Here is a 21,823-nt window from a genome sequence, read left to right as displayed (position 1 = left end):
AGGTTTCATTAAAATGGAAAAAAAGAACTTGATCGTCGGACAATCCGGCGGACCTACTGCAGTTATCAACAGCAGCCTTTATGGTGTAGTTTCTGAGGGCATAAAACAAGAAGAAATCGGACATGTTTATGGCATGATAAACGGTATTGAAGGATTTCTGAAGGGCACCATCCTTGACTTTGAAGAAGCACTTCCCGGAGAAAAGCTGGAATATCTTACCTACACCCCAGGCGCTTACCTGGGTTCCTGCCGCTATAAGCTTCCGGAATCTCTGGAAGATCCGGTATATCCGGAGCTTTTCCGCAAATTTGAGGAGATGAATATCGGCTGGTTTTTCTACATCGGCGGCAACGATTCCATGGATACTGTGAGCAAGCTTTCCCGCTACGCAGCCATGATTGGCAGTGACATCCGCATTATCGGAGAGCCGAAGACCATTGACAATGATCTTGTGCATACTGACCACACTCCTGGATTTGGCAGTGCTGCCAGATATGTGGCTTCCACAGTCCGTGAAATCACCCTGGATGCCAATGTTTATGAGAAAAAATCCGTGACCATCGTAGAGATCATGGGACGTCATGCCGGGTGGCTCACAGCGGCCAGCGCTCTCGCCCGCAAATATATCGGCGATAACCCGCTTCTTATTTATCTTCCGGAAACAGCCTTTGATACAGAAGAATTTTTGAAAAAAACAGAAGCCTGCTTCGAAAAAAACTGTAATGTTGTTGTCTGCGTTTCTGAAGGCATTCATGATAATAAAGGAACTTTTATCTGCGAATATGACAATTCTGTAGGCACCGATACTTTTGGTCATAAAATGCTGGCAGGTTGCGGCAAATATCTGGAAAACCTGGTGCGAAGCCGACTTGGCGTGAAAGCCCGCTCCATTGAACTGAATGTAAGCCAGCGCTGCAGTACCTCCATGCTCTCTGACACGGACCGCCAGGAGGCCATTACAGCCGGTATTTTCGGCGTTCAGGCTGCACTGAAAGGCGAAACTGGAAAAATGGTATCTTTCATCCGTCAGGAGACCTCTGAGGGCGTTTACCAGATGAGATGTGGACTTGAGGATGTCAATGAAATCTGTAATGAGGAAAAAACCGTTCCCCTTTCCTGGATCAACCAGGACGGTTCTGATGTGACAGAGGATTTCATTCATTATGCACGTCCGCTGATTCAGGGAAATGTAGAGCTGCCTATGGGCGAAGACGGACTTCCGGTCTGCGTATACAGAAAATAACGTTACCAGTGAACAGTAACAAAATAACCACGCCGTTCTGAGTTCAGAGCCGGCAGAAAATCCCCTATACTGTATCATGATTTAAACAGGGCGAAACATATTCTACATGTTTTTCTTGTGGCTCACGAAAAAGAAAAGAACTCCTTTCTCTATAAGATCAGTTAGAGCGTGTTTAAAAAAGGCTCTAACTGATCTTACAGAACAAAGGAGTTCTTACTTTTTCTTTATTTTTCACACAATCAGCAAAAATCCATGATTCCTTCTGCCTTATTCCTGACCATTTCCAAACATCTTATGATCTTCTTCCAGTTTCTCCTGAACCTGGCTGTCATGAATTTTCTCTTCTTTCTCCTCATCCCTAGCCTTGGGCAGGATCAGGTTCAGACAGACTGCTATGATCGTCGCCAGCACAACCGGAGATTTTCCGAAAATGGTAGTCACCCATGCAGGAAGTGTGGCAAGTGCTGCATTTGCCTGGGAAACACCCACACCAAGTGCTGCAGCCAGACCTACAATGGAGGAATTACGGTAATCCATTTCTGCAGAAGCCACCAGCTTCATACCTGTCATAGCAATAGATGCAAATACGGAAACTGTAGCACCACCCAATACGCACTGGGGAATCGTGGTCAAAAGTGCTGAAAATTTCGGAACAAATCCGGCAATTCCAAGAAAAGCAGCTGCCAGCCCCAGAACCCAGCGGTTGATAACCTTGGTCGTGGTGACAATACCAACGTTCTGGCTGTAGGTTGCAGTTGGAAGTCCTCCAAACAGGGCTCCAAGAATATTGGTAATACCATAAGCTACAATACCACCCTGAAGCTCTGAATCCTTTGGCGTCCGGTTCATAGCACCGATGGTAGTTGCAGAGTAGTCACCAATTGCCTGAATCGAATTAATTGCAAAAAGCAGTCCGATGGCTACACATGCAGAAATCTCAAAATGCACTCCGAAATGCAACGGCTGTGGTACCTGGAACACACTTGCCTTGCCCACGCTTGAAAGATCCACCATCCCAAATGGAATGGATACCACATATCCGGCCAGCATACCGATCAGAATAGAAGAAAGCTTCCAGATTCCTTTTCCAAAGTGGTTCAGGGCTGTTACCACAGCAAGGGTAAAGAAAGCCACCAGCCAGTTCTGCCAGGAGCCATAATCCGGATTAGAGGTTCCACCAGCCATGTAGTTGATCGCAGTGGGATACAGGGAAAGTCCGATGGTAAATACCACTGTTCCTGTGATCAATGGAGGAAAAAATACTCTGATCTTTTTTACCATAATGCCCATGATAACGGCAACAACACCGCCTACAATCTGGGCTCCCAAAATGGTGTCGATTCCGTACCCGTCCGCAATGGCCTGCATACTTGGTACATATGCGAAGCTGACACCCATAATGATGGGAAGTCCTGAACCAATCCTGTACTTCTTCCCAATGGGAAAAAGCTGGAGCAAGGTAGACAGCGCAGCAACTACCAGAGCTGCCTGAATAAGAATGACCTGGTCCTTATTCTCAAGCCCTGCTGCGCCTGCCACAATAATGGCAGGGGTGACACATCCCACGATCATTGCAACAACATGCTGCAACGCAAGAGGAAGGGCTTCCTGTATCCGCGGGATACCATCCGTTTCAAAAATACTGCCTCTCTTCATAATATTTTCCTGCTTTCTTTTGTTTTATACAGTATACCAAATAAGGCGTACAAAAACAATTAGGTTGGCTCAAAATATTTGGATGTAATATTCACAAAAAAGCCAGCCTTTTTTTGTAAACATTTATCTGTTTCGTTTTTTTATCTTATGCCAGTTCTTTTTTCATGGTTAAAATATTCTGTCCGTCAACGTATTCATAAGAAAGCTCATCCATGGTTTTCTTCACCAGGAAAATTCCAAGTCCGCCAATTTCTCTGTCTTCAATGTCCAGTGTAATGTCCGGATCTTTGTTTTCCAGTGGATTATAAGGGGTTCCCTGGTCTATGAAAATCAATGTGATTTTCGGCGGATTATCTTCCATTTCAATTTGTATTGTGGCATTTCCGCTGCCCTTCCCATAAGCATAATAAGCAATATTTCCAAATATCTCATCTATGGCAACATCCAGCTGCATCTGAACCTTCAACGGACAATCCTTTTCTTCCAGCACTTCATTTACAAATTCCGTGACTTTATCCACATTCTCTATCTTTGCTTCCACTGTAATACTTTTCAAATTTCACAGCTCCTTTCACATACGCTACCAAGGCTTCTGTTTCCATCCCGTCTGGCGACCATACCTTTTTTTCCTGAACTATGTAAAAAAGAATCCTGCACTAAACACAGAATTCCTTTATTTACATGCGCGCTGAACCGGTTCCTCACATGGTAAGTTCTCTGCCCCCTAAAACCAGCCAGACCTGCAACGCGTGTTACTCTATTGTTAAAATATCCGTAAACCCTGTAATCTCAAAGACTTCCTTTACAACTTCTCCCACATGGATCAGTTTCATACTTCCTTTTTTATTCATAACCTTCTGCAATTTCAAAAGCACACGCAGACCAGCAGATGAAATGTACTCCAGATCTGCAAAGTCAAGCACCAGTTCCTGTGTATCTGCCAGTTCCTTCTCTGCAAAAACATCCAATTCAGGAGCTGTGGTTGTGTCCAGTCTTCCTGACAGCATTACAGTATCTTTTGTTCCTTCATTTTTCTTTTCAATCTTCAGGCTCATATTCTTCTCCTTTTAAATCAGATTATTTTCACAGCTTTTCTCTTATGTCCGTCCTAGAGCGTGTTTGAAAAAGGCTTTCTGCAAGATGTGCGTCACAATTTGTGGGAGATTTCGCTCGGATGAGGGCGCCGTAGCGGGCTACGGCAACCGAATTCGGGTGAAATATACCGCAAAGTGGGGCGTGCAGATTGCGGGAATGATTTTTCAAACACGCTCTAATCACTCTGATAAAACATTCTTCGTATATATTTCTCCGTATTTTATGGGTTTATTATACAAAGAATCAATATTTTGTGTCAAGTTTTATCAAATTTTTTATCACGCCAATAACTCAAATGTATGATAAAGATCCATTCTCCCAAATCCCCAGTCCCGATTGGGATACTGCATCCGTTCTTCACGCTCCGCCCCTCGTGTAATATAATTTTTCACACTCGAGCCGGTAAAATAGGGTTGATTCCCACGTATCACCGCCCATTCGAACAGAAGTGCAGCCGCACCGGCAGTCTGAGCGGCAGAAAGGCTGGTGCCGGAGGCATTTCCGTAAAGACCGTTTAACAGGGGTATCCGGATCTGGACACCTGGGGCTGCTACCTGTGGAACTACATTTCCATCCGGCATAAAGCCTCTGCTTGCCTGGACATACAGGCTGTTGTCACGATACTGGTAAGCAGTCACGGTAATACTCTCCAGTGAATCTCCAGGTGCCGTCACTGTATTATAAGGCGATGGTTCCAGAAAATAGGTTTCCTCCGAAATCAGCCCCTGAACCGGCAGCCACATATGAAATCCTACATTCTGCCCATCTCTTCCTCTAACAAAAATACGCCAGATTCCAGGTACCGGCTGGATAAATTGAAAATATACCAGCGTATATCCGGTCTGCCTCTCAATAGAAACATAATTTACCTTCACCCTTGTTTCCACAAAGACAAAAGATAATTCCTGCGTCACCGCCCCCAGTGAAGCGCTGATATCCAGAATTTCCCCTGTAGGAGACTGCAAAGAAAGATTATAAATTTCTGGCGGCTCGCCCCAGAATTCCATGGTAAATCCTGGCTCCTTGTTTCCAACGCGAAGCTCCGCCAATGCCTGGTTTTCTCTCTCTGTAAGGCGGCCTGCGTAATGATGTCTTGCCGCTCCCTCATTTCCAGCTGCAACAGAAACTGAAATCAGCGAATACTGGGAAATATAATCCACATAAAGACTCAGTGGATTTTTCCCGATATGTGCTCCCTGGCTGCTGCCAATTCCAAGGCACAGAGAAAGAGGCATTCTTCTGTCATTCGCAATTCGCACTGCAAAATCCATTCCCATCATAATGTCATTTTCCTGGAAAAGCTCCGCTTCTGCAGGGAAAAGATAGAACTCCCGGAGATATTTTTTCGCAGGCTTCACTTTCACAATGATCAGTATGGCTTCTGGTGCGGCTCCAGAAAAATTCTCCTCAGGAAAATAATTTCCAGCCGCAATAGCAGCCATTCTGGTTCCATGGCCATCCGTATCCACAGAGGGCACAATTTCCAGAGGATTTCCGGAAGCCAGTGCCTGATCAATATCCTTTTTCCAGAAGACACGACCATAAGGCACTTCTTTCCCATCTCCCTCTAAGGTCTGGTCCCAGATGCAAAGGATTCTGCTGCCCATTTCGTTCTGAAAAACCGGATTCCGATAGTCAATTCCGGAATCCACAACCGCAACAGCTGTTCCGCTTCCTTTCAGCTGAAGGTAGGGCTGTTCCTGAAGCCGGGTAATTCCGGAAGCACTAAGGCCTCCAAGATCCATATGCGTATAACATTTTGGAATAGAACTGTAGGAATACGTATTGATATTCCACCTTCCAATTTCTGTCAAGGGTGCATAAACTACCCCGTAAATTCCGTTTATTTTCTGAAAACTAAAACCTGGGACATCGCCCAGGTCTTCCTGAAAATCGTCCATATATTTTACAATAAAATCCGCATACATCTCGTTCTGTGCCGGTGAAACTGACTCCTGCATACTCAAATTGCCCGCGTCTTTATTTCCCATAACTGCCCCTTAAAGCTTTTTCATTTAAGAGTATGCTTTATTTTTCATTTCAATGACTTAGAACCTGTTTGAAAAATCATTCCTGCAATCTGCACGCCCCACTTTGCGGTATATTTCACCCGAATTCGGTTGTCGTAGCCCGCTACGACGCCCTCATCCGGGCAAAATCTCCCACAAATTGTGACGCACATCTTGCAGAAAGCCTTTTTCAAACACGCTCTAGAGCGTGTTTCCTCTGTATCAGAAGCACAATTCCTGCCAAAAATGTAAAGACCGAAATAAACTGCGACGTAGAAAGTACTCCCACACTTCCTCTTGCCAGATCTCCGCGGAAAAACTCCAGCACAAATCTTCCTGCACTATAAAAAATCAGATACGCCGCCGCTGTCTCTCCATCTTTTTTCTGGCTTCTCAAAATCAAGAGCAGCAAACCATAATGAAGAAAGTCAAGAATACTGGAATAAATCTGCGTAGGAACCAGCGCCACCCCATTTGGTGCAAAAGCAGACGTATGAAACGTAATGGAAAAAGCACCGGACGTTTCTTTTCCGTAACAGCATCCTGCCAGCAGGCACCCAATTCTTCCAAATCCCTGTGCAAGCGCTACAGAAGGCATTAACGTATCAAAAAACTTCAGAAAATCCAGTTTTTTCACCCTGCAATATACATACGCCGTGAAAATTCCACCAACAATTCCACCAAATACCACAAAGCCATCGGTCAGAGTAGCACTCAGGAACCCCGGATTTTCCAGGATACTTTTCCATTCTGTAATCCAATACAGGATCTTGGCGCCCAGAAATCCTCCCACTACGCACCATACCACCAGATAAAAAACGTGTTCATATGGCAGTTTCCGCTTTTTTGCCCTGTATTCTCCGGTAAAATAAGCTGACAGAATTCCAATGGCGATCATCAGTCCGTACCCATAGATCGTAAATGGACCAATCCGCAGAAGTTCATTTTTCATAAATTATTCTCTCCACTCAAAACCATTTTTTCCAGAACCTTAAAAGTTCCTTGTTTGCATGATCATTTTTAGGACTTTCCATACTCTTATCCGGATCACATTCCCCGCAGATATCCACCTGCAGGATTTTTCCATTCTCTTTTTCAAAATGAGAGCACAATGCCAGAAGTACTTTCAGCATCTCTTCTAAAGTCATATCCCCCTGGCTCCAGGTAGTGGCTGCTTCCTCCGGGCAGAGCACATCCTTATCAATTGAGACATACAGCGGTATATTTGCAGGAATTTCCAAGCTTCTGATCAATTCTTCCTCAGAACCTTTTTTCTCAGCCATATGCGACCTTGCCTCAGCCAGCCTCTCCCTGGACAAAAAATGCACTCTGTCCTTAAAGGGTTTTTCCACCTGCCCATACGCTTCCTCATCCGGCCCGATCAGCCAGACCTCCTGAAGCTTTTCCACCTCTTCCAGTGCACTTGCAATCCAGCCCCCGCAGGACAAAAGCCCTCCGAAAGCAGGAAGCTGCATGTCTGTATGATTGTCAAATACCAGCAGGTTGAAGGGCTCTTTCACCCGCCCGATCCCGATTCTGCTCATATAATGATAATTTCCGGAATCAATAAAATAAATTCCGGAAACCGGATATTTTTCCATTCGTTCCAAAATCTGCGCCTGGGCATCTCCATCGCAGTAGCAGTTGGTTCCTGAAATATCACTCAGGTCTATCCAGGAAACCTGTTCTCCCTCATAGAACTGCTCTTCCTGGTAAATTCCAGAAAAATCCATGATCACAATGTTCCGCTTCAATCCTTCCATTCCTCCAGAATTTCCTCTTCTTCCGGCTTCTGATCCGCCTGCTTTTCCAAATCGGTTTGCTCTTCCTGATCAGTCTGTTCTTCCTGATTTGCCTGTTCTTCCTGATCCGCCTGATCTGCCTGCTCTTCCTGAGCACCTGTATTTTCAGCACCAGCTTCGACTGTCTCAGTGTCCACCTTCTTCGCAGGTTCAAAACCTGAGTCCAATGTTTCAGCTTCTTTCACAGCTACATCAGCATCTGTCACTTTATCCTCATTCTTTCCATCACCTGCTGATCCATCCTGAATCTCTTTTTTCAGCCCGTGTTTCAGAATCAGATAAAAAATAATATCCAGCACTCCGTTCGCCACAAAAATACATCCTGAAATCTGCACGGTCATCCTGATTTCAGAAAATGGATTTACAAGGATCAGCACTCCAAGTCCTATAAAAATCAGACTTTCAACCAGAAATGCCTTCCAAACGCCCTGCCCGCGCTTCTTCAGTTTCATACTGCCACGCATCATCCAGATGCTGTCCACCAGAATAAAAGCTCCCAGCATAAGAGTCAGCAGTTTCACAACCACAGTTGGATTCATAAACAAAAAGATACCGATCACCAACACGATCACACCGGAAAAAAGATCCAATATGGTAGAATTATCCTTTTCCAGAACAAAGATCAGAATGTGATAAACACCGGCTCCGATCAAAAACAGCCCAAATACCACCTTGCACAGAACGTTCACCGTTTCTACAGGCATCAATGCCAGACACAGTCCAAAAAGAATATAAAATACAGATGTTGGAATCTGTCCTCTTAAAATTTTGCTTTTCTTCTCTTCCATCATTTAACCTCCTGTTATCCTCCGGTTCTTTTTGGACAGTATAAACTATTTCGTGAAATTCGTCCACAAAAAGCCGGAAAAAGAGTATAATTTCCTATATAAAAAATCCATTTTTATACTTGAAGTTTTTCCCTGTGGTATTATAATGAATGTCGAAGGAAAATGAATTATGTCGTAACTGTTCAAACAGGGAACAGTTCCATTATATCTAATTTTTTATCGGAGAATTAAATTTTGAAAAATATTAAAAACAACAAAACCATTCTTGCCGTTATCCCAGCTGTCGTGGTGCTGGCTGCAGGGGTAGCTTTTTTTTGCTCTCGTTCAGGCAATACTGACAAACAATGTCAGGAAACAGTTGAACGTCTTCAGAAGCTTGAAACAGCCGATATCTCCAGTATAGAGGATGAGATCCGTGCACTTTCCGAGAAAGAAAAGCCCACCGGATCGGACTCAGAGGAGGGTGTTCTTGGCGATATTCTCACAGATGTACAAATTAAACAGGCATTTCAGGGAACTGTTATTGTAGGGGACTCTATTACAGAATCCATTGCAGAATATGGTTTTCTTGACACCAGTATTGTAGTTGCCAAGCTGGGACTTCGTATTGACGATGCAGATGACCAGATCAATACCGCCATCAGTCTGAATCCAAGCGTATTTTTCCTGTCCTTTGGAGCAAATGACCTGGAAATTTACAATGGTGATTCCTCTGCTTTTATTGACGCCTACCGTGTGAAAGTGAAACAGATCCAGAACGCTCTTCCGGATACTGCCATTTACATCAACAGCATTCTTCCCATCCAGCAAAGCGCCATCGACCAAAGTCCTGCTCTTGCTTATTATGACAGCTTTAATCAGGCACTCAGGGACTTTTGTGACGAAATGGGATGCACTTTTATAGACGATACATTCCTTGTAGACGAAAGCATGTATGAGCCGGATGGTGAGCATATGGTTTACAATTACTACCCCAAATGGCTTACTTATATGGCAGAAAGGGCAGGTCTCGTATGAAGCTGAATACCAAACGAAATATCCTCTCAGATTTTTCCGGCAAACTGAGTGGCAATCTGAAGAAAAATAAAAAGCAGGGAACCAGCATCCTTTCTGATTTCAAGCTTACCGGTTCCCTTATCATAAAATCCGTCATGGTGATTTTCCTGGTTGTCTATCTGGGACGTCTCTATGTGTCCGACTACGCAGCAGACGTGTCCATGGACAAAATATCTGCTGCCCTTGAACAGGTTTCCGGTGTTACGGACCTTAGTGAGCCAGGGGTTTCCGGTCTTCGCCGTTTTTATCAGATTGATGAGAATGACATAGACAGCTACTTTTTCCGTAAAGCAGCCTCCCCCATGTCTGTAGACGAAGTTCTGGTAGTTAAGGCTAATTCTTCTTCTGAGGCAAGCGCCTATTTAGAAGCAGCTCAGGCTCATCTTGAAAGTCAGAAGAACATTTTCGAAGGCTATGGAACTGATCAGATGGCACTTCTCGGAGAAGCTTCTGTAGAAAAGCGCGGTGCCTATGTCTGGTATTTCTGCGGTGAAAACGCCCAGGAACTTCGCCAGGCTTTATTATCCATGATATAGGAGAATTGACGTTATGGTATTTAACAGTGTAATTTTTATATTTTGTTTTCTTCCCATATTTCTGCTGATCTACTATTTCGTGCCGGCCAGGGCTCGTAATCCGGTACTTTTCGCAGGAAGCCTTTTCTTTTATGCATGGGGAGATCCTACCTATCTGGTTCTTATGCTGTTTTCCAGCTTTTTCAATTATTACATGGGCAAAGAGCTTGGGAAAATAACCGATGAAGATCCGTCCCGCAAGCGAAACCTTATTTTCGTAGTAGTGATCAACCTTCTGATCCTGGGATTTTTCAAATACTGGGGATTTCTTCTTGATACCATCAGCGGTGTCACAGGACTGAAGCTTACCTATCCGCAGCTTGCATTGCCCATCGGACTTTCTTTCTATACCTTTAAGAATCTGTCCTACATCCTGGATATCTATATGGGAAAAACAGAACCCTGCAAGGGATTTTTCCCATATGCCGTATACAGCACCATGTTTCCGCACATGACTGCCGGACCCATTGTCCGCTACACTGACATTTCGGAATCCATCAGCCGCCGCAGTATAAACACTACGCGCCTGGGTGCAGGTGCAGAGCTCTTTATCAAGGGGCTTTCCAAGAAGGTTCTCCTTGCAGACAATCTTTCCGCTCTGTACACCACCCTTCAGGCTTCCGGTACCACCTCCTTTGTGGGAACCTGGCTTGCCATTGGCGCATATACACTGGAGCTGTACTTCGATTTCAGCGGATATTCCGATATGGCCATCGGTCTTGGACAAATGCTGGGATTCAATTTCAACAAGAACTTTGATTATCCTTACATTTCCACCAGCGTCTCTGAATTCTGGCGCCGCTGGCATATTTCTCTTGGAAGCTGGTTCCGCGATTACATCTACATCCCACTGGGAGGCAACCGTGTTTCCACAGGCCGGCACATCCGCAACATCCTTGTGGTATGGGCACTCACCGGTCTCTGGCATGGCGCCAGCTGGAACTTTGTGTTCTGGGGCGTTTACTACGGTCTCCTTCTTCTGGCAGAGAAATTCCTTCTTGGACGTTTTCTTGAGAAAGCACCTGTCTGGCTTCGCAATTTATATACCATGTTTGCCGTAATCATCGGCTGGGTATTTTTCAGCCAGACCACACCTGCAGCCATAGGAAAAATGCTGGGATCCATGTTTGGATTTGGAGCTTCCTGCTTCGCAGACCGTGCCTCCCTGTATGCACTGAAATCCGGACTGATCCTGATGATCATTTCCGTGATCAGCTGCCGTCCGGGGCTTTATCAGTATTTCAAGCGCCTTGCAAGACGCAATACTTACCTTGCCGCAGTGATAAACGCAATCCTGTTTTTCCTCTGTATTGCGTATATGATCTACAGTTCCTACACACCATTTATGTATCAGCAGTTCTAGAGTAAATTTGAAAAAGCCCTGAACTGGTACCATATTAATTGGAGGACCCATGAAAAAGAAACCAAACGGATACCGCTATTTTTGTCACCTGACCGGATGCCTTTTCGGAATCTTCATCCTGGCAGTACTGATAATCAATTTTTTAGTTCCGGACCGGGGCTTTTCCCAGAAGGAAAACCGTGTGCTGGCCTCCCGTCCGGCTATCAGCGTTTCACAGCTCACATCCGGCAAATTTGCGGATGGTTATGAAACCTATGTAAATGACCAGTTTTTCCTTCGTGACTGGTGGATCACACTGCGCGCCACAGCCCAGCGTATCCTTGGAAATACGGAAGAAAACGGTGTTTTTCTTGGCAAAAACGGTTACCTGATGGAGGATTTTACAGCGCCCTCCCAGGAGCGTCTGAACCGTACTGTAAACGCTATGACAGATTTTGCAGCAAGGCATTCTGATCTTCCCCAGTATGCGCTGATCGCGCCAAATGCCGTGAATATCCTTTCAGATAAGCTCCCTGCCCTGGCTGCTGCCACTGACCAGAATCCTTATCTGGACGCAACTGCCGCTGCTCTTGAAAAGGCAGGTGTCACTTTCGTGGATGTGCGTGACACCCTTTCCCAGCACAAGGATGATGGAATTTATTACCACACAGACCATCACTGGACTACTCAGGGAGCTTACTTTGCTTATATGCAGCTTGCAAAGGTACTTGGAATCGATTCTTCTTCCATCTCCTACGACAAGCTCCCGGTTTCCATGAGCTTCCAGGGAACCCTTTCTGCCAAAAGCGGTTTCCGTGCTTCTGAGAAAGAAGAAATGGATGTCTTTCTTCCAAGAGATGACTCGGTTCCTTCCTCTGTTGTAAATTATGTAGACGAACAGAAAAAAACAGCCAGCTTTTACGATACCAGCAAGCTGGAAACCAGAGACAAATACGCCATGTTCTTTAATGGAAACCATGGCAAGGTTGTGATCACCACTCCTACAGAGGAAAACCGTACCTTACTTGTGATCAAAGACTCCTACGCAAACAGCCTGATCCCTTTCCTGGCGCCTTACTACCGCAAGATCGTTATGGTAGACCCTCGTTATTTCTATGACGATCTGGAAGAACTGATGCAGGTAGAGGAAATTCAGGAAGTACTTTATCTGTATAATGCAAATACATTCTATTCAGATACTTCCCTGGAGCTTGCACTTATGCCTCAGAGCAGTACAGATTCCACACCTGACAGCATTGAAACGGATAACACAGATACTGCTTCTGCTTCTTCTGACAACGCTTCTGCTGACAATCCAGAAGCTTAAAGCGTATCTGAAAAAGGCTTTCTGCAAGATATGCGTCACAATTTGTGGGAATGATTTTTCAGACATACTTTAGTCTTATTTCCTTCTGCCAGACAGGCAGGAGGATTTTTTTTCCAAATTTCATTGTACAACTCATGCAAATTCGCTATAATTACTTTATTAAGCAGCTATTTTCTGCAAAGTGTTTTTTGGAACGCAGTTCGCAGAAATCCCAATAAAACAGAATCCTGCAAGCAGGATTCTCCGCCTGCGGCTGGTCGCCTCCAGCGACATCCAGCGCATGTTTGAAAAAGGCTTTCCGCTGCAGTGCGAAGCGGGTAACTGTGAAGGTACTGGACAGTTACCTTTATTAAACATTTAGGAGCGAAATTATGAAAATAGTATTAGAGCATCTCACAAAGCAGTTTCCGCCCCGTGGAAGAAAGGCTCAGGAGCCGGTCACAGCTGTAAGCGATTTCAATTTCGAAGTTCCTGACGGTCAGCTGATCGGACTTCTCGGCCCCTCCGGCTGCGGGAAAAGTACTACCCTGAATATGATCTGCGGCCTGGAGAAACCAACCAGCGGCAGAATTCTTTTCGGCGATGATGATGTGACTTCATTTCCCCCAGAGCGGCGCGGCGTTGGTATGGTATTTCAGAATTATGCACTTTACCCCCACCTCACAGTGAAGCAGAACATCCTCTTTCCTCTTCAGAATCTGAAAGGAAAGGACAAGCTTTCCAGATCCCAGATGGATGAGCGGGCTCAGAATGCAGCCCGTCTGGTGCAGATTACAGAGCTTATGGACCGACGTCCTTCCGAGCTCTCCGGCGGTCAGCAGCAGCGCGTAGCCATTGCCCGTGCACTTGTAAAAATGCCACGCGTACTGCTTCTCGACGAACCGCTCTCCAACCTGGATGCCAGACTCCGCCTCCAGACCCGGGAAGAGATCCGCAAGATCCAGCGGGCTACAAAGATCACAACTGTCTTTGTCACCCATGACCAGGAGGAGGCCATGAGCATTTCCGACATGATCGTAGTCATGAAGGATGGTGTGGTACAACAGATCGGGAAGCCCCAGAACGTTTACGACAGCCCTGTAAATCTGTTTGTTGCCAAATTCCTTGGTACCCCTCCCATCAATGTATTTGAGGGGCAGATCCGTGGCGGAAGCCTTTACATCGGTGAAAATGCGGTTCTTCTCACACCTGGGATCTCCGACCAGCCGGTTTCTGTGGGAATCCGTCCGGAGGGATTTATCCCCGATGAGAAGGGAGCGCTCTGCTGCCAGCTTGGAGGCATGGAAGTAATGGGACGTGACATCTCTGTTGTCTCCACCCATGCATCCTCCGTAAATCCTGTGATCCGCTCCATCATCAGCTCTGACACCCAGATCCGGCTTGATGCAAAAACCGTCCGTTTTTCCATCAAGCCAAACAAGATCTTCCTGTTCCGGCATGATACTGGTGAACGGATCGACCTTTAAAGGGAGGCTCCTATGAACAAACGAAACTTCAAAGGCTGGCTGTACCTTCTGCCGGCTATGCTTTTTCTGGGTATTTTCATGGTCTACCCTCTTATCGATGTTTTTATCTATTCCTTTGAAGAGGGCTATAATTCCGCTTCCCAGACTTACTATGGGACAGGTATGTACAACTATTCCTACGTCCTTCATGACCCATATTTTCTCCAGGCGATCCGGAATACCTTTATCCTGGTTGTGATCACAGTGCCCCTTTCCACTTTGCTGGCACTTCTGATTTCCGTTGCCTTAAGTTCTGTGAAGGCTCTGAAAAAACTTTTCCAGACCATTTACTTTCTGCCATATGTAACCAACACACTGGCCGTTGGACTGGTATTCATGATTCTTTTCAAAAAAACCGCTTATTCCGACGGACTGATAAACCTGGTGCTGAAGCTGTTTGGACAGGGACCTGTAGATTTTATTGACGGACCATACTGGGCGAAGATGCTGGTATTATGTATTTATACCATCTGGATCGTTATGCCTTTTAAGGTACTGATCCTTACCAGTGCCCTGGCTTCTGTAAACCAGAATTATTACAATGCAGCCCGGGTAGACGGTACCTCCAGATTCCGTATTTTTATCCGGATCACCCTACCGATGATCTCTCCCACTGTTTTCTATCTGATCATCACTGGTTTTATCGGTGCATTCAAGGCTTACAGCGATTCAGTTGCCCTTTTTGGCACAGACTTAAACGCAGCTGGCATGAACACCATCGTAGGCTATGTTTACGACATGCTTTACGGAAATGGCGGCGGCTACCCGTCCTATGCCTCAGCAGCAGCGATCCTGCTGTTTGTTATTGTTTTGACAATCACCTGCATAAACCTGCTTGTAAGCAAAAAACATGTATACTACTCGTAACGGTGAAGGTTCACCCTCTTTATCTGAAAGGTATTTTCGGGCAAAATCTCTCACAAATTGTGACGTACATTTTACAGAAAGCCTTTTTCAAACACGCTCTAGTACATCGTTTCGTAAATAACTACACCAATCGCGTAGGATGTGGATTCGAGTGTGTAGGCATAAAAACGCAGGCGTAGCGGGCTACGCCGAGACTTTTATGCCTGTGCAATCGGATTCACAGACAAGTGAGTGGTATAGTTATTTCGAAAACGATGTACTAGTCTTCATAAAGGAGAAAACATGGAAAAAGATACCACTCAGTTTACAAAATCGGAGCATACTGCCGCCAGACGGCATTCCCTGGGAAACATCCTTGTCTACCTGCTGCTTACCATCTGGGCTCTGGTCGTACTGTTTCCTTTTTACTGGATGCTTCTTACCTCTGTAAAAAGCTACAGTTCCTACAACGCAGAGCACATTCCCACCTTCTTTACACTGACGCCCACCCTGCAGAATTATGCAGATGCCTTTACAGCAGTGCCCCTGGGAAAATATCTGCTGAACACACTGATTTTCACAGTTGCCACCACTGCTATTATGATGGTTGTGATCACACTGTCCGCCTTTGCTTTCGCAAGGCTTGAATTCAGAGGGAAAAATCTGGCTTTCACTTTATTCCTTTCCCTGATGATGATTCCAAACGAACTTGTGATCATTACCAATTTTGTGACCATCACCAACCTGGATATGCGGAACACCTTCCTTGGGCTGATCCTGCCATCTGTCACCTCTGTATTTTATATTTATCTTCTGAAAGAGAATTTCGAACAGGTACCGGATGAGCTTTACCGTGCAGCCAAAGTGGACGGAACCTCAGATCTGAAATACCTTTGCAAGGTGATGATTCCCATCTGTAAGCCTACCATGGTCACCATTGCTATCCTGAAGGTGATCGAATGCTGGAATTCCTACATTTGGCCAAGACTGATCACCGATGACCAGAACTACTATCTGGTTTCCAACGGAATCCAGGAGATTCGCGAAAACGGTTTCGGTCGTGAAAATGTCCCTGCTATGATGGCGGCGGTAGTTGTGATTTCCCTGCCCCTGATCATTTTGTTCCTGCTTTTCAGAAACAAGATTATGTCAGGAGTTTCAAGAGGAGGTACAAAAGGATGAGACTATTCAGACAAAAACATCCTGGAGCGTTCCACAAAAAGCCCTTCCTGCTTTTTTCCCTGGCTGCCCTTTCTTCTGTGACTCTGCTTACAGGCTGTCATGGCGCGAAGGACCAAAGTGCCTTTACCATTCCCGGGGAATTTGACACCTCCAGAGATTACGAGATCACTTTCTGGGCCAAAAACGACACAAACAAAACCCAGACCGAAATCTATAAAAAGGCAATATCCGATTTTGAAGCCCTGTACCCCAATATCACCGTAGATCTTCGGCTTTACACGGACTACGGCAAAATCTACAACGATGTAATCACCAACATCGCCACAGGCACCACTCCGAACGTATGTATCACCTACCCGGACCATATTGCCACCTACCTTACAGGAAACGATACCGTTGTCCCTCTGGACGATCTGATGGCAGATTCCAGCTACGGACTTGGCGGTGATAAGCTTGAATTCGCCTCAGTGAAAAAAGATGAGATCATTCCCCGTTTTTTACAGGAGTGTTCTTTTTCCGGTCACTATTATGCACTGCCTTTCATGCGCTCCACAGAAGCCTGCTATGTAAATAAAACCTATGTGGAAAAGCTTGGATACACCCTTCCAGAAACCCTCACATGGGATTTTGTGTGGGAAGTAAGTGAAGCCGCCATGGCGCAAAATGCAGATGGAACCTACAAGGTCAACGATCAGAATGTGCTGATTCCATTTATAGACAAATCCACAGACAATATGATGATTGAAATGCTAAAGCAGAAAAATGCAGGATATTCCACTGACAGCGGAGAGATCCAGCTTTTTAACAACACCACGGCAAGTCTGCTGGATACCATCGCGGAGCATGTAAAAACCGGTGCTTTTTCCACTTTTAAAATTTCCAGTTATCCGGCTAACTTCCTGAATGCAGGGCAGTGTATCTTTGCCATAGATTCCACAGCAGGCTCCACCTGGATGGGTACAAACGCCCCTCTTGTGGACATCAGTTCTGATGCTCTGGTGGATTTTGAAACAGAGGTTATGACCATTCCACAGTTTGACCCGGATAATCCGCAGATGATTTCACAGGGACCTTCTGTATGTATCTTCAATAAGAAAGACCCTCAGGAAGTGCTGGCCTCCTGGCTCTTTACACAGTATCTGCTCACAAATGACGTACAGACCGCTTATTCTGAAACGGAAGGTTATGTGCCGGTTACCAGCAAAGCCCAGGAATCCGACCAGTATCAGGATTATCTTTCCAGGGAAGGGGAAGACAATTCCACTTACTACGATGTAAAAATAAAAGCTTCCAGGCTGCTCCTTGACAATGTAGAGCACACTTTTGTTACCCCTGTATTTAACGGCTCCGCTTCTTTACGTGATGCTGCAGGACAGCTGATTGAAAGCGTGACCAAATCTGTCCGAAGAAAACAGGAGATTGATGATGCCTATATTGATAAACTTTACAGCGATGTTACCTCCCTGTATCACCTGGATCAGATTTCTTCTGAGCAGTCCTCCGGGAAAAAAGAGCTTGGACCTCTTCCCGCAGAATCCAGAATTCTTCTTGGAAGTCTGGCAGTAGTCTGGGGTCTGATTCTTCTTTATCTTTTACTTGAACGATTAAAGAAGAAAAAAGGTTACTGTTCACTTCGTTCACAGTAACGCGCTTCGCGATGCACAGAAATCATGCATTCGCATGATTTCGCGCCGCAATTCTCGGGTTTTCTGTGAACTTTGTTCACAAAAAACGCCTCGCGGAACGTTACCAGTGAACAGTAACGAAAAAAGCGTAATATTTAAGCTTGATTTCCCCATAATTTTGTTTATAATAAAAGTGATTGTGTACAATCGTTTTTGACAGATGACTTTACACTCACCTTGTCAGACATCTGAATTTACGTACCCAGAAAGGAGATACTATGAAAAAAAGACTTGTATTACTGATGGCGCTCTCTCTTACATTTGCATTCCCGGCAGCTGTTATGGCTGAGGATACCACTGCTGCAGAGGAAACTGCTGATGACACAGAAGCAGCTGACAGCACTGCAGAAGATGCAGATGTGAAATCCGAAGGTGTTATGACCCATGACGAATACCTTGCAGCAGCTGTTGATGACGAAGTTACCATCGAGACCTATGTACAGGCAAAGCAGTCCTGGTGGGAAGATAAAGCTACCTTCTATACCCAGGACAAAGATGGTGCATACTTCATTTATAATATGCCATGCTCCGAAGAAGACTATGAGAAGCTGGTTCCGGGAACCAAGATCAAAGTAACCGGATATAAGGCAGAATGGTCTGGCGAGATTGAGGTTGCAGATGTTTCCTCTTTCGAGATTGAGGATGGCGAATACATCGCAGAGCCGCTTGATGTAACAGATCTTCTTGGTAAGGACGAGCTGATCGATCATCAGAACGAGCTGGTATCTTTCAAGGGAATGACCGTAGAAGCTGCCGGACAGGATGCTGACGGAAACGATGTAGCTTACCTTTACAATTACGATGGATCCGGTTCTGAGGGAGATGACCTTTACTTCAACGTTTCCCTTAACGGCGAAACCTATACTTTCACAGTAGAGTCTTATCTCTGTGACAAAGACAGCGATGTTTACAAAGCCGTAGAAGCTCTGAACATTGGCGATAAGATCGATATGGAAGGCTTCCTGTACTGGTATGAGGGCGTAAACCCGCACATTACATCTGTTACAGCAGCTGAATAATTTCACATAATTCCAGACAAAAAACACCCGGGCACAGCTTCCTTTATGAAGCACGTATGCCCGGGATTTTTTATCCGATTTTTGTGTTCCTGTATACATGTACCCAATATATAATTTCCACCACTGCCGTAATTCCCCATGAGAAAATGTACAGCAGATATAAAGACGGAATCGTCTTAAAGTGGGCAAACACCGTATTTACCCATACCATTCGGAAAATACAGGATCCTATAATTACAATAACCGTAGGAATAACACTCTTTCCAAGAGCACGGGAAGCTGCAATGGCACTGTCCATAAATGCAGAAAATCCATAACTGAAACCCATAATCGTAAGTCGTTTCATTCCGGCATCCACAACCGCAGGATCATTGGTAAAAAGTCCCAGGAACTGTCTGCCGAATATAACCAGTGCAATACCACCTATGGTTCCAATTCCAAAGGAATAAGCCAGGCTGACCAGATAACTGTTTCGCACTCTTTTTCTTTTCCCTGCACCGTAATTCTGCCCCATAAAGCTTCCGCAGGCTGTATAAAAAGCAGCCATGGAGTCATACAAAAGAGCATCCGCATTTGCCGCAGCGGAATTACCTGCCACCATCGTAGCATCAAAGGTATTGACGCCTGCCTGGATAAACAGATTTGCCACCTGAAAAATACCGTTTTGCAATCCTGCCGGAAGACCGATCTGGATGAGGTATCCTGCCATTCTCTTGTCAAACCTCAGTTTGGAAAGACGAAGTGCATAATCCCCGCCCACTTTTACCAGAGCCCGGAGGATTAGAAACGCAGATAAATACTGGGAAATAATACTTGCAGCTGCAACACCTGCCACATCCATTTTACAGACAATTACAAAAAACAGATTCAATACTATATTTACAATACCAGCTACACCCAGATAATACAAAGGCTTCTTCGTATCTCCAAAAGCACTGCACACCGCATTACCAAAATTATAAAGAGCCATTGCCGGCATTCCCAGAAAATAGATCCTTATATACAGTACTGCACCATCCAGAAGTTCTTCCTTGGTATTCAACAGCTCCAGAATTCCCTTTGAAAAGAGCAGTCCAAAGATCAGTACGATCATCCCCGCAGCCATACTTACCAAAAGAGCCGTATGTATCGTCTTGATCGTACTTTCTTTATCCTTCGCTCCGAAAAATCTTGCCACCAGAACATTGGTACCGCCGCCCATACCGATCAGAAAGCCCGTAAAAAGAGTTACAAGCGTAGTAGTGGATCCCACTGCCCCCAATGATAAAGAGCCCGCAAACTGACCAATAACCGCGATATCAGCCATATTAAACAACACCTGCAAAAAGTTGGTCAGCACCAGAGGGATACTAAAAAGCAGCATTTTCCCCCAGATAGAGCCTGTGGTCAGGTCCTGTCTGTCCTCTTTCATTTCAATTCTTCTCCTTCGTCAAATCCAAAATTTCTTCCGGCACTGCACCTCGAAACTGTTCAGAACTTTCAATGCAGCTCGCACCCCTTCAGATCAAGCCAAACCTATTTTGCACCGGAATTTTGTGCGCAAATAAAGCTCTTGAATAAATCAAGAGCTTTAAGAGGTGCCACCCAGATTTGAACTGGGGATAGAGGTGTTGCAGACCTTTGCCTTACCACTTGGCTATGGCACCATATTATTTAGTTCTTCGCCGAAGCGAATGACTCCAAGGGGATTTGAACCCCTGTTACCGCCGTGAAAGGGCGGTGTCTTAACCGCTTGACCATGGAGCCTTATCAAATCGGGCTTCATGCTCCGATTAAACTCCCCCTGTTGGACTCGAACCAACGACACTTCGGTTAACAGCCGAATGCTCTACCGACTGAGCTAAGGAGGAATATAAAGGTTTGCACCTTCAAAACTACATACATGTTACATCCTTGTGGAATATTTGTCAAGAATCTTTTTCAAAACCTTGCGATTGTTGGTCAAGCCCTCACCCTATTAGTAACAGTCAGCTCCGTGTGTTACCACACTTCCACCCCTGCCCTATCTACCTCGTCGTCTTCAAGGGGGTTTACTTCTTTCGAATGGGACATCTCATCTTGAGGGGGGCTTCACGCTTAGATGCCTTCAGCGTTTATCCCTTCCGGACTTGGCTACCCGGCCGTAGACTTGGCAGTCTAACCGGTACACCAGCGGTCCGTCCATCCCGGTCCTCTCGTACTAAGGACAGCTCCTCTCAGATATCCTACGCCCACGCCGGATAGGGACCGAACTGTCTCACGACGTTCTGAACCCAGCTCGCGTACCGCTTTAATGGGCGAACAGCCCAACCCTTGGGACCTACTACAGCCCCAGGATGCGATGAGCCGACATCGAGGTGCCAAACCACTCCGTCGATGTGAACTCTTGGGAGTGATAAGCCTGTTATCCCCAGGGTAGCTTTTATCCGTTGAGCGATGGCATTCCCACTTAATACCACCGGATCACTAAGCCCTACTTTCGTACCTGCTCCACCCGTCGGTGTCGCAGTCAAGCTCCCTTCTGCCTTTGCACTCTTCGAATGGTTTCCGTCCATTCTGAGGGAACCTTTGGGCGCCTCCGATACCCTTTCGGAGGCGACCGCCCCAGTCAAACTCCCCGTCTGGCATTGTCCCACCGCCGGTTCACGGCGGCTGGTTAGAAGCCCAGTACTGCAAGGGTGGTATCCCAACAGCGGCTCCGCAGCAACTGGCGT

At 45.6% G+C, this 21,823-nt stretch carries 20 protein-coding genes, 3 tRNA genes, 1 rRNA gene and 3 pseudogenes; 13 read left to right on the top strand and 14 right to left on the bottom strand.

Translation table 11 applies throughout. From position 1 onward, the window contains the following. Window positions 1-13: 13 nt before the first annotated feature. Window positions 14-1,243: a 6-phosphofructokinase gene (locus LIZ66_RS01265; protein ID WP_226837590.1), complete on the top strand. Its 1,230-nt coding sequence runs from the start codon at window positions 14-16 to the stop codon at window positions 1,241-1,243. A 267-nt stretch (window positions 1,244-1,510) separates the two neighbouring features. Here the strand turns inward: LIZ66_RS01265 and LIZ66_RS01260 are convergent, their stop codons facing one another. From LIZ66_RS01260 to LIZ66_RS18890, 4 genes are all read right to left on the bottom strand, one after another. Then, window positions 1,511-2,899, bottom strand: a complete 1,389-nt coding sequence (locus LIZ66_RS01260; protein WP_173735900.1) for a uracil-xanthine permease family protein — start codon at window positions 2,897-2,899, stop codon at window positions 1,511-1,513. 145 nt (window positions 2,900-3,044) lie between these two features. Further along, a complete protein-coding gene (locus LIZ66_RS01255; RefSeq protein WP_173770848.1) occupies window positions 3,045-3,455 on the bottom strand; it encodes an ATP-binding protein in 411 nt (136 codons plus the stop codon). 196 nt (window positions 3,456-3,651) lie between these two features. Continuing rightward, window positions 3,652-3,954, bottom strand: a complete 303-nt coding sequence (locus tag LIZ66_RS01250) for an STAS domain-containing protein (protein WP_173735902.1) — start codon at window positions 3,952-3,954, stop codon at window positions 3,652-3,654. Between the two features lie 28 nt (window positions 3,955-3,982). Then, window positions 3,983-4,162 (bottom strand): DUF6783 domain-containing protein, encoded by a 180-nt coding sequence (locus LIZ66_RS18890; RefSeq protein ID WP_334301196.1) that lies wholly within the window; start codon window positions 4,160-4,162, stop codon window positions 3,983-3,985. On the opposite strand from LIZ66_RS18890, the pseudogene LIZ66_RS18885 reads away from it, so the two are divergent. Then, window positions 4,079-4,297: pseudogene (locus LIZ66_RS18885) on the top strand (DUF6783 domain-containing protein); the annotation flags it as partial. The gene LIZ66_RS18890 and the pseudogene LIZ66_RS18885 sit on opposite strands and share 84 nt — an antisense overlap. On the opposite strand, the gene LIZ66_RS01245 reads toward LIZ66_RS18885, so the two are convergent. Next, the gene (locus LIZ66_RS01245; RefSeq protein ID WP_118583664.1) at window positions 4,273-5,985 is read right to left on the bottom strand and encodes a S8 family peptidase; all 1,713 of its coding nucleotides are present in this window, start codon (window positions 5,983-5,985) and stop codon (window positions 4,273-4,275) included. The pseudogene LIZ66_RS18885 and the gene LIZ66_RS01245 sit on opposite strands and share 25 nt — an antisense overlap. Window positions 5,986-6,029: 44 nt before the next feature. Further along, the gene (locus tag LIZ66_RS18880) at window positions 6,030-6,176 is read right to left on the bottom strand and encodes a DUF6783 domain-containing protein (protein ID WP_313717922.1); all 147 of its coding nucleotides are present in this window, start codon (window positions 6,174-6,176) and stop codon (window positions 6,030-6,032) included. Here LIZ66_RS18880 and LIZ66_RS19700 point away from each other — a divergent pair. Further along, a pseudogene (locus LIZ66_RS19700) lies at window positions 6,114-6,350 on the top strand (DUF6783 domain-containing protein); the annotation flags it as partial. The gene LIZ66_RS18880 and the pseudogene LIZ66_RS19700 sit on opposite strands and share 63 nt — an antisense overlap. Here the strand turns inward: LIZ66_RS19700 and LIZ66_RS01240 are convergent. From LIZ66_RS01240 to LIZ66_RS01230, 3 genes and pseudogenes are all read right to left on the bottom strand, one after another. Continuing rightward, window positions 6,236-6,955 (bottom strand): annotated as a pseudogene (locus LIZ66_RS01240) (prolipoprotein diacylglyceryl transferase); the annotation flags it as partial. The pseudogenes LIZ66_RS19700 and LIZ66_RS01240 overlap by 115 nt on opposite strands. A gap of 16 nt (window positions 6,956-6,971) precedes the next feature. After that, window positions 6,972-7,766, bottom strand: a complete 795-nt coding sequence (locus LIZ66_RS01235; RefSeq protein WP_227201147.1) for an arginase family protein — start codon at window positions 7,764-7,766, stop codon at window positions 6,972-6,974. Next, window positions 7,754-8,596, bottom strand: coding sequence for an HdeD family acid-resistance protein (locus tag LIZ66_RS01230; RefSeq protein ID WP_227201146.1), 843 nt, complete (start codon window positions 8,594-8,596; stop codon window positions 7,754-7,756). The genes LIZ66_RS01235 and LIZ66_RS01230 overlap by 13 nt, the downstream gene beginning before the upstream one ends. Window positions 8,597-8,827: 231 nt before the next feature. Here LIZ66_RS01230 and LIZ66_RS01225 point away from each other — a divergent pair, with 231 nt between their 5' ends. The 10 genes from LIZ66_RS01225 to LIZ66_RS01185 all read left to right on the top strand — a co-directional run bounded on the left by LIZ66_RS01225 (window position 8,828) and on the right by LIZ66_RS01185 (window position 19,130). Beyond that, window positions 8,828-9,610, top strand: coding sequence for a GDSL-type esterase/lipase family protein (locus LIZ66_RS01225; RefSeq protein WP_227201145.1), 783 nt, complete (start codon window positions 8,828-8,830; stop codon window positions 9,608-9,610). Beyond that, window positions 9,607-10,185, top strand: a complete 579-nt coding sequence (locus LIZ66_RS01220; RefSeq protein WP_227201144.1) for a DUF4358 domain-containing protein — start codon at window positions 9,607-9,609, stop codon at window positions 10,183-10,185. Before LIZ66_RS01225 ends, LIZ66_RS01220 begins: the two co-directional genes overlap by 4 nt. Before the next feature lie 13 nt (window positions 10,186-10,198). Further along, window positions 10,199-11,587: an MBOAT family O-acyltransferase gene (locus LIZ66_RS01215; protein ID WP_227201143.1), complete on the top strand. Its 1,389-nt coding sequence runs from the start codon at window positions 10,199-10,201 to the stop codon at window positions 11,585-11,587. Between the two features lie 49 nt (window positions 11,588-11,636). Beyond that, window positions 11,637-12,893, top strand: coding sequence for a DHHW family protein (locus LIZ66_RS01210; RefSeq protein WP_148463142.1), 1,257 nt, complete (start codon window positions 11,637-11,639; stop codon window positions 12,891-12,893). Window positions 12,894-13,264: 371 nt separating this feature from the next. After that, window positions 13,265-14,359 carry an ABC transporter ATP-binding protein gene (locus LIZ66_RS01205; RefSeq protein ID WP_226838161.1) on the top strand — a complete coding sequence of 365 codons (1,095 nt, stop codon included), beginning with the start codon at window positions 13,265-13,267 and terminating at the stop codon, window positions 14,357-14,359. A 12-nt stretch (window positions 14,360-14,371) separates the two neighbouring features. Then, complete coding sequence (locus LIZ66_RS01200; protein ID WP_173735907.1) at window positions 14,372-15,265, top strand: carbohydrate ABC transporter permease; 894 nt, start codon at window positions 14,372-14,374, stop codon at window positions 15,263-15,265. Further along, window positions 15,249-15,386, top strand: a complete 138-nt coding sequence (locus tag LIZ66_RS19695) for a DUF6783 domain-containing protein (RefSeq protein WP_368357454.1) — start codon at window positions 15,249-15,251, stop codon at window positions 15,384-15,386. The genes LIZ66_RS01200 and LIZ66_RS19695 overlap by 17 nt, the downstream gene beginning before the upstream one ends. A 161-nt stretch (window positions 15,387-15,547) precedes the next feature. After that, a complete protein-coding gene (locus LIZ66_RS01195; protein ID WP_118583645.1) occupies window positions 15,548-16,426 on the top strand; it encodes a carbohydrate ABC transporter permease in 879 nt (292 codons plus the stop codon). After that, the gene (locus LIZ66_RS01190) at window positions 16,423-18,072 is read left to right on the top strand and encodes an ABC transporter substrate-binding protein (protein ID WP_227201142.1); all 1,650 of its coding nucleotides are present in this window, start codon (window positions 16,423-16,425) and stop codon (window positions 18,070-18,072) included. The genes LIZ66_RS01195 and LIZ66_RS01190 overlap by 4 nt, the downstream gene beginning before the upstream one ends. 257 nt (window positions 18,073-18,329) lie before the next feature. Then, a complete protein-coding gene (locus tag LIZ66_RS01185) occupies window positions 18,330-19,130 on the top strand; it encodes a hypothetical protein (protein ID WP_173717580.1) in 801 nt (266 codons plus the stop codon). 70 nt (window positions 19,131-19,200) lie between these two features. Here the strand turns inward: LIZ66_RS01185 and LIZ66_RS01180 are convergent, their stop codons facing one another. The 5 genes from LIZ66_RS01180 to LIZ66_RS01160 form a co-directional block, all read right to left on the bottom strand. Beyond that, complete coding sequence (locus LIZ66_RS01180; RefSeq protein ID WP_227201141.1) at window positions 19,201-20,541, bottom strand: MATE family efflux transporter; 1,341 nt, start codon at window positions 20,539-20,541, stop codon at window positions 19,201-19,203. Between the two features lie 164 nt (window positions 20,542-20,705). Next, window positions 20,706-20,776 (bottom strand) — tRNA-Cys (locus tag LIZ66_RS01175). Between the two features lie 28 nt (window positions 20,777-20,804). After that, window positions 20,805-20,876: transfer RNA gene (locus LIZ66_RS01170), tRNA-Glu, on the bottom strand. Window positions 20,877-20,907: 31 nt separating this feature from the next. Next, a tRNA-Asn gene (locus LIZ66_RS01165) sits at window positions 20,908-20,980 on the bottom strand. Window positions 20,981-21,067: 87 nt separating this feature from the next. Further along, window positions 21,068-21,823: ribosomal RNA gene (locus LIZ66_RS01160) — 23S ribosomal RNA — on the bottom strand; the annotation flags it as partial.

Origin of the sequence: Blautia faecis, assembly GCF_020554845.1 — a bacterium.
GTDB classification, from domain to species: domain Bacteria; phylum Bacillota; class Clostridia; order Lachnospirales; family Lachnospiraceae; genus Blautia_A; species Blautia_A faecis.
Note: the sequence above shows the minus strand (reverse complement) of the source record. Positions and strands in the feature narration are given on the sequence as shown.

What these genes read in the sequence shown, in the direction of transcription:
- LIZ66_RS01195 (WP_118583645.1), top strand. Translation starts at nt 15,548, where the DNA reads ATGGAAAAAGATACCACTCAGTTTACAAAATCGGAGCATACTGCCGCC.
- LIZ66_RS01230 (WP_227201146.1), bottom strand. Translation starts at nt 8,596, where the DNA reads ATGATGGAAGAGAAGAAAAGCAAAATTTTAAGAGGACAGATTCCAACA.
- LIZ66_RS01245 (WP_118583664.1), bottom strand. Translation starts at nt 5,985, where the DNA reads ATGGGAAATAAAGACGCGGGCAATTTGAGTATGCAGGAGTCAGTTTCA.
- LIZ66_RS01180 (WP_227201141.1), bottom strand. Translation starts at nt 20,541, where the DNA reads ATGAAAGAGGACAGACAGGACCTGACCACAGGCTCTATCTGGGGGAAA.
- LIZ66_RS01260 (WP_173735900.1), bottom strand. Translation starts at nt 2,899, where the DNA reads ATGAAGAGAGGCAGTATTTTTGAAACGGATGGTATCCCGCGGATACAG.
- LIZ66_RS01265 (WP_226837590.1), top strand. Translation starts at nt 14, where the DNA reads ATGGAAAAAAAGAACTTGATCGTCGGACAATCCGGCGGACCTACTGCA.
- LIZ66_RS01215 (WP_227201143.1), top strand. Translation starts at nt 10,199, where the DNA reads ATGGTATTTAACAGTGTAATTTTTATATTTTGTTTTCTTCCCATATTT.
- LIZ66_RS01235 (WP_227201147.1), bottom strand. Translation starts at nt 7,766, where the DNA reads ATGGAAGGATTGAAGCGGAACATTGTGATCATGGATTTTTCTGGAATT.
- LIZ66_RS01185 (WP_173717580.1), top strand. Translation starts at nt 18,330, where the DNA reads ATGAAAAAAAGACTTGTATTACTGATGGCGCTCTCTCTTACATTTGCA.
- LIZ66_RS19695 (WP_368357454.1), top strand. Translation starts at nt 15,249, where the DNA reads ATGTATACTACTCGTAACGGTGAAGGTTCACCCTCTTTATCTGAAAGG.
- LIZ66_RS01250 (WP_173735902.1), bottom strand. Translation starts at nt 3,954, where the DNA reads ATGAGCCTGAAGATTGAAAAGAAAAATGAAGGAACAAAAGATACTGTA.
- LIZ66_RS01190 (WP_227201142.1), top strand. Translation starts at nt 16,423, where the DNA reads ATGAGACTATTCAGACAAAAACATCCTGGAGCGTTCCACAAAAAGCCC.
- LIZ66_RS01205 (WP_226838161.1), top strand. Translation starts at nt 13,265, where the DNA reads ATGAAAATAGTATTAGAGCATCTCACAAAGCAGTTTCCGCCCCGTGGA.
- LIZ66_RS01200 (WP_173735907.1), top strand. Translation starts at nt 14,372, where the DNA reads ATGAACAAACGAAACTTCAAAGGCTGGCTGTACCTTCTGCCGGCTATG.
- LIZ66_RS18880 (WP_313717922.1), bottom strand. Translation starts at nt 6,176, where the DNA reads ATGTGCGTCACAATTTGTGGGAGATTTTGCCCGGATGAGGGCGTCGTA.
- LIZ66_RS01210 (WP_148463142.1), top strand. Translation starts at nt 11,637, where the DNA reads ATGAAAAAGAAACCAAACGGATACCGCTATTTTTGTCACCTGACCGGA.
- LIZ66_RS01220 (WP_227201144.1), top strand. Translation starts at nt 9,607, where the DNA reads ATGAAGCTGAATACCAAACGAAATATCCTCTCAGATTTTTCCGGCAAA.